The following is a 6,000-nucleotide window of genomic DNA, read 5'->3' as shown; positions in this document are numbered from 1 at the left end:
ACCCGGCCGGCGGCCAGCCCGAAACCGGCCACCGACAGCACCGCGACATCCAACAGCGGTGCCAGCAGGGCGCTTTGGGACGGTCGGCCGCGGGAGGTCACGTGGCCGGCGGCAGGTGACGGGCCGCCACCAGATCGGCGAGGTCGCGCAACCGGGTGAAGTAGGTGGCGCAGTACTCCTCGTCCAGCCTGGGCACGACCGCGCGCAGGTCGGCGACGCGCGCCCACAGGGCGGCGACGCCCTCTCCGTCGAGGCCGCCCTCCAGCTCGCGCTGGACGAGGGCGGCGACGTCGGTGTCCAGGAGGACCAGGTCCGTGCCGTCGATGTCCGCACCGCGGAAACTCGCCGGGAACGGGGCGCTCCCGTGCTCCTCCCACAGGCGGACGAGGCGCTCCTGAGGCCCCTCTCCCGCGCCGCCTGCCTCCACCGCCGGGCCCAGCAGCGCGGCGACGGTGTCGAAGACGGCACGCACCAGGTCGACGGCCCTGAGCGGGTTGACGGCGGCGCTGGTCGTGGCGCCCCGCGCGATCCGCTCGCGCAGCCGCAGGCCGCGCTCCAACTCGCCCGCCAGGTAGGCCGAGACGAGCCCGGCGTCGGCGGCCCGCCGGACCAGCTCGTCCAGCGGGGCGTCGTCGTCAGCCAGCCGCCCGGCGAGGACCTGCTCCACGGCGGACAGGGCGTGCGTGACGGCGACGGTGGCGAACTCGTACCGGTAGTAGGAGTGGCGGATCAGCTCGCGGGAGGTCTCCAGCGCGCTCATCACGGACATCGACGCGCCCTCGGGCAGCACCAGGTCCGCGACCAGGGGGTGCATGCCCGCGTAGTCGGGCACGACGGTGCGGACGCGCACGTCCGGTACGGGAGTGTCCATCCCCGCAGTGTCCTCGCCCGCGGGCCGCCGGTGCCAGCGGTTTCGCCCAGGAACCCCGGCGGTCCGGCAGCCGGATCAGCCGGTCACCGGCGTTCCGTACGGGTCCGTCCGCTCAGGCGGGCTGCCACAGTTCGATCCGGTTGCCCTCGGGATCGGTCACCCAGCCGAACCGGCCCACGCCCGCCATGTCCTGCGTCTGCCCGGCCACGTCCGCGCCCCTGGCGCGCAGCTGCGCGAGCATCGCGTCCAGGTCGCGGACCCGGAAGTTGAGCATGCTCTGCTGCGCGCGGGAGCCGAAGTAGTCCGTCCCGGACTCGAACGCCGCGAACACCGTCGGCCCGCTCTCCTGGCGCCACAGCCCGTGCTCGTCCGTGTCCAGCCCCAGGCAGTCGCGGTACCAGGCGCCCAGGGCCGCCGGATCGGAGGCCCGCAGGAAGTACCCGCCGATTCCAAGCACTCGTTCCATGCCGCCCCATCCTGCCGGCACACCGCCCGGACGGCGCCCCGGACGGCGCTCGGGACAGTGCTCCGGACGGGCCTGGCAGAGTGTCAGGGGCCTGATATAACGTAAAGTGCGAACAGTCGACGACCGGGGGCGGACGAGGGGCACGATCACCATGACCGACCACAACGACATCCACGACCGCCTCGGCCACGCCATCAAACGCGCCGAACAGGCCCTCATCGCCGAGAAGACCCGCGTGCTGCGCACCGTCGACCTGACGGTGCCCCAGTACGTCACCCTGCTCCTCCTCCAGCAGGGCGCCGGCAGCTCCGGCGCCCAGCTCGCCCGCGCGTGCATGGTCACGCCGCAGACCATGACCACGATCCTGGCCAACCTGGAGACCAAGGGGCTGATCACCCGCGAGACCTCCAGCGTCCACCAGAAGGTCCTGGTGGCCAGGCTCACCCGCACCGGCCGCACGCTGACGAAGAAGGCCGACGCCCTGGCCCGCGGAGTCGAACAACGCCTCGCCGACGCCCTCGACCCGGCCGAACAGGCCCAGCTGCGCGCACTCCTGGAACGCGCCACGGCCGCCCTGCGCGGCACCGGCTGAACGGCACCTGCCCAACGGCACGGCCCTTGCGCGCCGGCCGACACCCTACGGAGTCCCGATGACCGACCGCCCCGCCGCCTTCACCCCCGCCCCCGGCACCGTCCTGGTGCTGGTGGACCTCCAGCACTGGATCGTCGCCCGCCCCGCAGCCCCGCTCACCGGTGCCGCCGTGGTCCGCGCCGCAGCCCGGCTCAAGAACGCCTTCGAAGCCGCCGGCCGCCCCGTGGTCCTGGTCCGCCACCTCCTCGGCGACGGCAGTGACGGCGGCCCCGACTCCGACCGCACCCGCTTCGAACCCGAGGTCGACGCCCGCCCCGGCAACGAGGTCGTCACCAAACACCGCATCGACGCCTTCGAAGGCACCGACCTCGCCGAACGCCTGCGCCGCCTCGGCGCCACCGCCCTCGTCGTCGCGGGCATCACCACCGAGTACGGCGTCGGCGAGACCGTCCGTACCGCCGCCGCCCTCGGCTACCCCACCACCGTCGTCGAGGACGCCGTCACCGCCCTCTCCACCCCCGCGCACACCGCCGCCCTCCAGGCCTTCCGCGACCTGGGCGTCACCGTCACCGCCGCCGAAGCCCTCCTCGCCACCCCGGCCTGACGGGCCCACCGGGCGGCCCCGGGGAGGATGGACGGCACCGGCCGGGTCACCCGGACGGGCAGAGTTGCTCGCGCACCCACTCGACCGGGGGATTGGTGCGCGCCCGGCCCGCCACGAAGACCGTCGGCACCGTCTCGTTGCCGTCGTTCACCGCCCGCACCGCCGCCGCCCCCTCCGGGTCACGCCAGATGTCGACCCAGTGCAGCCGACGGGCATCGCGCCCCAACCGCAGCCGCAGCCGCAGACAGTACGTACAGCCCGGCCGCCAGAAGACCACCGGCCGGCCGTCGGCCGCGGCGCGGCGCTGCGCCTCCGAGGTGCTGAGCGACCTCGGGAAGACCAGCGGCGAGTTCATCGCGGCGGCCACCGCGAACGCCAGCAGGAACGCGGCCGCCGCCACGGGGCTGCCCTGGGCGGCCGTCGAGGCCGCGACGGCCACGCCGCACAGCGCGAACAGTACCGACAGGATCCAAGGGCGCATCATGAGTGCGCACGCTACCGGCGCTTCGCACCCGGACACCAGGCCGGACCGGTGCGGTTGGGGGCGCCTGCCGGCGGGAGCGGAAAGTCGCCGGGGCCGACTTGTCATGCGGGGTGTTCGGGGGTGGTGAGGTGGTGGCCGTCGTGGGCGCGGATGCGGGGAGGGCCGGGGCGTCAGGGCGTCGAGAACGCGGACGGCGTAGACCTCGCCCATGCGGCGGTCGGCGAAGCGGTCGATCCCGGCAGTCGTCGAAGAGGAACGCCGCCGCCCCGGGGCCGGGACGGCGGCACACAGGTGGCTTCAGCGCGCGTCGAATTCGCCGGTGTTGAGGGCGGCGATGAAGGATCGCCAAGCGTGGGAGGGGAAGACAAGCGCCGGGCCGCTCGGGTCCTTGGAGTCACGGACCGGGACGATGCCGGTGAAGCCGTCTGCCACCTCGACGCACTGGCCGCCTTGTCCACTGTGCGTGCTCTTGCGCCAGTGAGCGCCGGAAAGGTCAAGGTGCACTGTCAAATTCACGGCGCGGCGGCGGCGGGACAACGGCGGCGGGGGCGGGGGCGGGGTGAAGAACGTCGAGCCGGGGCATGAACGGACCCCCCGGAACGGGGGCGGCGACCAGGTGCGCGCTCACGTCGCACTGTTCCAGGGGCGCCCCGGCCGCCAGATTCGCGCCCAGGCCGACGGCCGCTCGCGCCTGAGGACGATGTCACCGCCGCACCCTCCCCCGGGGAGGGGAGGCCCGCTTCCGGTCGACGGCCCGCAGTGGACGGTCCAACTTGCCTGTTCCGGTGGTGGATTGGGGATCTCGCGGCCCACAACCTCCGGGGCCGGGCGCACCCGGCTCGCGGTGCAGAGCGACCTGGGCACCGAGCTGATCTCGGACATCGAGGAAGGCTGATCCGGCCCCCGCGCACGGGGCCCCGGGATCCTCAGGCCAGGGCGGCGGCGAGGCGTGCGGGCAGGGTGGCGTACGGGCGGCAGTCGACCACGGGCAGGGCGTGGGCGGCGGCCTGGGCGGCGAGCCAGGCGGAGTAGCGCGCGCTGACGGCGGCGCGTTCGGGCTGCGGGCCGCCGTCCGGCTCGCGGTCGGCGTAGTTGGCGGCGATGCGCTGCGGGTCGCCCTCGTGGAGGAAGACCGCCCGTACCCGGCGCCCCCGGCCGGTGGCCTCGGCGGCGGCGCGGGCGGCGGCGGCCGGGGTGAGGTAGTCGCCTTCGACGACGGCGGGCACGTCGACGGTGAGGCGGTTGCGCACGACGCCGAGCAGGGCCTCGTCCAGGGCGTGGGCGGTGGCGATCTGCAGCTCCAAGGCGCGGTCGGCGGGGAGGGCGTCGGGCGCGTCCCGGTCCGGGGCGCAGAAGTGGTGCAGGCCGGGGTGGGTGGCCGGGGTGGTGGCGGCCTGCAGGGCGGCGACCACGTCGTCGAACTCCACGGTGAACGCCCCGTGCCGGGCGGCGAGGTGGGCGGCGGCGCGGCTCTTGCCGATCCCGGAGGCGCCGCCGATCAGCAGGACGTCCCAGGGGCTGTCGTCGGTGTGCATACCGTCACGGTAGGCGGTCGGCGCGGCGGGCTGCCCCGGGGGTGCGGTGGCGGTGGCGGTGGCGGTGGCGGGGGTGCGGGGGCGGGCCGGCTTCCGGGGGTCGGTAAGCGGTCCGGGGTGCCGGTGGGCTCTGCGCGGGTGGGGGAGGCGGCTCGGGGCGCGCCTCCCCGGCCCGGCCCCCGGCGTCGGCAGCCGGCCCAAGGCCCGGTCCGTGGTCCGCCGCCCGCGTTCCCCTGCGGGGCGGCGGAAGCGGACGGGTCCGGTCCCGGGGCGTGCGCCCGGGTGTCAGATGCGGCCGCGGGTGGCGGCGCGGCGGACGGCCCAGGGCAGGACGAACCACAGGGCGGCGAAGATCAGCGCGATGACGCAGGCGATCGGCACCGCCAACGCCGTGCCGAGGACGACGTCGAGGACCAGCAGGACGGCGCCGGTCAGCGCGGAGGCGAGCAGCAGCAGGCCGCCCTGGGCGATGCGGGCGGAGACGTCGACGATCCGGGCCTTGCCGGGGTGGCGGTACAGGGCGCGGTGCAGTGCGACGGGGGTGGCGAGGACGGCCGCGGCGACGACGGTCAGCAGCAGGGTGGCGATGTAGATGTCCTGCTGGTCGTCGGTGAGTTCGGCGAAGCGCGGGGTGAAGGCGATGCCGAGGAGGAAGGCGAAGACGATCTGCACGCCGGTCTGCAGCACCCGCAGTTCCTGCAGCATCTCCACCAGGCGCCGGTCGGCCCGGACGGCGGGGTTCTCCCACCCGGGCGGGGGAGGGGCGGGGGGCGACGGGGGGTCCGGAGGCGGCGGTGTGCTGGTCATGGGTCACATTGTCGCTGGCGACGGGGGCGGCGGCGGGCGACGGCGGGTGTCGCGTCTGCGGTGCGGGCCCGGTGCGGTCACCGGCCGTCGCCCGGCTCCCCGGCGCCGTCCAGGCGGGTCTGCCAGGCGGTGAGCAGGGTCTGCAGGGCGGCGGCCTCCTCGGGGGCGAGGTGGGCGAGCAGGCGGTGTTCGTTGCGGATGTGGGTGGTGAACGCCTCGTCGATCAGGCGCAGGCCGGCGTCGGTGAGGGCGACGACGCGCCCGCGCCGGTCGTCCTCGGCGGTGCGGCGGGTGACCAGTCCGGCGCGTTCCAGGCGGTCGATCCGCTTGGTCATGGCGCCGGTGGTCACCATGGTGTGCGCGGCGAGCTCGCCGGGGGCCCGCTCGTACGGGGCGCCGGCGCGGCGCAGTGCGGCGAGTGCGTCGAACTCGCCCTCGCTGAGGCCGTAGCGCTGGTAGACGAGGGTGAGTTCGGCGGTCAGGCGGCCGGCGAGGCGGTGCAGGCGGCCGATGACGGCGAGCGGGGAGACGTCGAGGTCGGGGCGTTCGCGCCGCCACTGGGCCTGGATCCGGGCGACGTGGTCGCTGTGACCGGCGGCGGGCTGCTGCTCCGAGTGCTCCATGCGGCCAGTGTAGCGCGA

Annotated in this window: 9 protein-coding genes; 2 read left to right on the top strand and 7 right to left on the bottom strand. The window is 75.2% G+C overall.

The features are described 5' to 3' along the window. Positions 1-97 precede the first annotated feature (97 nt). Positions 98-871, bottom strand: coding sequence for a hypothetical protein (locus AB0D10_RS35540; protein WP_360263682.1), 774 nt, complete (start codon positions 869-871; stop codon positions 98-100). Positions 872-983: 112 nt separating this feature from the next. Beyond that, positions 984-1,337, bottom strand: a complete 354-nt coding sequence (locus AB0D10_RS35535; protein WP_360263679.1) for a VOC family protein — start codon at positions 1,335-1,337, stop codon at positions 984-986. A gap of 151 nt (positions 1,338-1,488) precedes the next feature. Here AB0D10_RS35535 and AB0D10_RS35530 point away from each other — a divergent pair, with 151 nt between their 5' ends. Both AB0D10_RS35530 and AB0D10_RS35525 read left to right on the top strand, forming a co-directional pair. After that, entirely contained in the window at positions 1,489-1,929 is a 441-nt protein-coding gene (locus tag AB0D10_RS35530) for a MarR family transcriptional regulator (RefSeq protein ID WP_360263676.1), read from the top strand. 58 nt (positions 1,930-1,987) lie between these two features. Next, positions 1,988-2,533, top strand: coding sequence for an isochorismatase family protein (locus tag AB0D10_RS35525; protein ID WP_360263674.1), 546 nt, complete (start codon positions 1,988-1,990; stop codon positions 2,531-2,533). Positions 2,534-2,579: 46 nt separating this feature from the next. Here the strand turns inward: AB0D10_RS35525 and AB0D10_RS35520 are convergent, their stop codons facing one another. From AB0D10_RS35520 to AB0D10_RS35500, 5 genes are all read right to left on the bottom strand, one after another. Beyond that, on the bottom strand, positions 2,580-3,017 hold the full coding sequence (locus AB0D10_RS35520; RefSeq protein WP_360263671.1) for a glutaredoxin domain-containing protein: 438 nt from the start codon (positions 3,015-3,017) through the stop codon (positions 2,580-2,582). Between the two features lie 297 nt (positions 3,018-3,314). Beyond that, a complete protein-coding gene (locus AB0D10_RS35515) occupies positions 3,315-3,527 on the bottom strand; it encodes a DUF397 domain-containing protein (RefSeq protein WP_360263668.1) in 213 nt (70 codons plus the stop codon). Positions 3,528-3,943: 416 nt separating this feature from the next. Next, entirely contained in the window at positions 3,944-4,552 is a 609-nt protein-coding gene (locus tag AB0D10_RS35510) for an AAA family ATPase (protein WP_360263665.1), read from the bottom strand. A 285-nt stretch (positions 4,553-4,837) separates the two neighbouring features. Continuing rightward, positions 4,838-5,359 (bottom strand): DUF6328 family protein, encoded by a 522-nt coding sequence (locus tag AB0D10_RS35505; RefSeq protein ID WP_360263662.1) that lies wholly within the window; start codon positions 5,357-5,359, stop codon positions 4,838-4,840. Positions 5,360-5,436: 77 nt separating this feature from the next. Next, on the bottom strand, positions 5,437-5,982 hold the full coding sequence (locus AB0D10_RS35500) for a MarR family transcriptional regulator (protein ID WP_360263660.1): 546 nt from the start codon (positions 5,980-5,982) through the stop codon (positions 5,437-5,439). Positions 5,983-6,000: the final 18 nt, after the last annotated feature.

Origin of the sequence: Kitasatospora sp. NPDC048545, from assembly GCF_040651155.1 — a bacterium.
Taxonomy (GTDB): Bacteria; Actinomycetota; Actinomycetes; order Streptomycetales; family Streptomycetaceae; genus Kitasatospora.
The sequence above is the reverse complement of the archived record's forward strand: the minus strand, read 5'-3'. Positions and strand labels throughout refer to the sequence as shown.